Source organism: Pseudomonas sp. P5_A2_2 (genome assembly GCF_054177685.1).
In genome coordinates this window covers 1-1314 of record NZ_JBGCUL010001147.1, presented here as the reverse complement: position 1 = coordinate 1314, position 1314 = coordinate 1, and the positions used below count along the sequence as shown (strand labels likewise).

Here is a 1314-nt window from a genome sequence, read left to right as displayed (position 1 = left end):
CGTGCAGGGCGAGCTAGGCGATCTGCTGTTCCAGGTGGTTTATTACAGCCAGTTGGCCCGGGAAGAAGGGCGCTTCGAGTTTGAAGGCGTGGTCGACAGCATCACCCGCAAGCTGATCCGCCGTCATCCCCACGTGTTCCCCACCGGTGACCTGTATGCGCCGCTGGATGTCCCGCGTTTGAGTGAAGAGCAGGTCAAGCAGCGTTGGGAAGAGATCAAGGCCGAGGAGCGCGCGGAGAAATCTTCAACGCCCGAACAGCTGTCGTTGCTCGATGATGTGCCCGCCGCTCTGCCAGCGTTGTCCCGTTCGGCAAAATTGCAGAAGCGCGCGGGGCAGGTCGGGTTCGACTGGCCAGACGCCTTGCCGGTGCTCGATAAAGTGCGTGAGGAACTCGATGAAGTCCTCGAAGCGATGTCGGAAAACGATCCCGAAGCCGTGGCCGACGAGATCGGTGACCTGCTGTTTTCCGTGGTCAATCTGGCGCGGCATCTCAAAGTCGATCCGGAAACCGCACTGCGTGGCGCCAACGGCAAGTTTGAACGACGCTTTCGTTTTATCGAACAGGCATTGCGCGACACCCGCAGTCCCATGGAAGATTGCACCCTCGAAGAGTTGGACGCCTTGTGGGGCGAAGCCAAACGTCAGGAAAAGAATTTGCCCAGCTGCGGTTGAGCAGTGGCCTAAGTGAGTAATAAGCACCATGAGCATTTCCCTTCGCGACCAGTTGCTCAAAGCAGGGCTGGTCAACCAGAAGCAGGCCAAGCAGGTCAGCAAAGACAAGCAGAAACAACAACGCCTGGCCCACAAAGGCCAGATCGAGCTGGATGACTCCCAGCAGCGCGCGGCGCAGGAAGCCATGGCCGAGAAGGTCAAGCGCGACCAGGAACTCAACCGCCAGCAGCAGGAGAAGGCCGAGGCCAAGGCCCGTGCCGCGCAGGTCAAGCAATTGATCGAAGTCTCGCGCCTGCCGAAATTGACGACCGAGGATTACTACAACTTCGTCGACGACAAGAAGGTCAAGCGCATCTGCGTCAACACCCTGATGCGCAACAAGCTCAGCAGCGGTTCGCTGGCCATCGTGCATCACGCTGGCGGCTACGAAGTGATTCCGCGCGAGGCGGCACTGAAGATTCAGGAACGCGACCCTCAACGTATCGTGCAGATGAATGTGCAGACCGAAGAAGTGAGTGTCGAGGATGATCCGTACGCCGCCTATAAGATCCCTGATGATCTGATGTGGTAACACGCTGAAGGCTGCAATACGACAAACCCCGCTCATGGCGGGGTTTGTCGCTTTCAATGCTGTGTTTGCC

The 1314-nt window shown here is 58.4% G+C and carries 2 protein-coding genes; both read left to right on the top strand.

Features of this window, described 5'->3' with window-relative positions; all coding sequences use genetic code 11:
* Window positions 1-673: nucleoside triphosphate pyrophosphohydrolase (gene mazG, locus ACXRVY_RS29590; RefSeq protein WP_458239030.1), on the top strand; the 673-nt coding region annotated here is incomplete at its 5' end.
* A gap of 28 nt (window positions 674-701) precedes the next feature.
* A complete protein-coding gene (locus tag ACXRVY_RS29585; protein ID WP_057713659.1) occupies window positions 702-1244 on the top strand; it encodes a DUF2058 domain-containing protein in 543 nt (180 codons plus the stop codon).
* Window positions 1245-1314: the final 70 nt, after the last annotated feature.

Excerpts from the sequence above, each read along its gene's own strand:
- ACXRVY_RS29585 (WP_057713659.1), top strand. The coding sequence starts at position 702 with ATGAGCATTTCCCTTCGCGACCAGTTGCTCAAAGCAGGGCTGGTCAAC.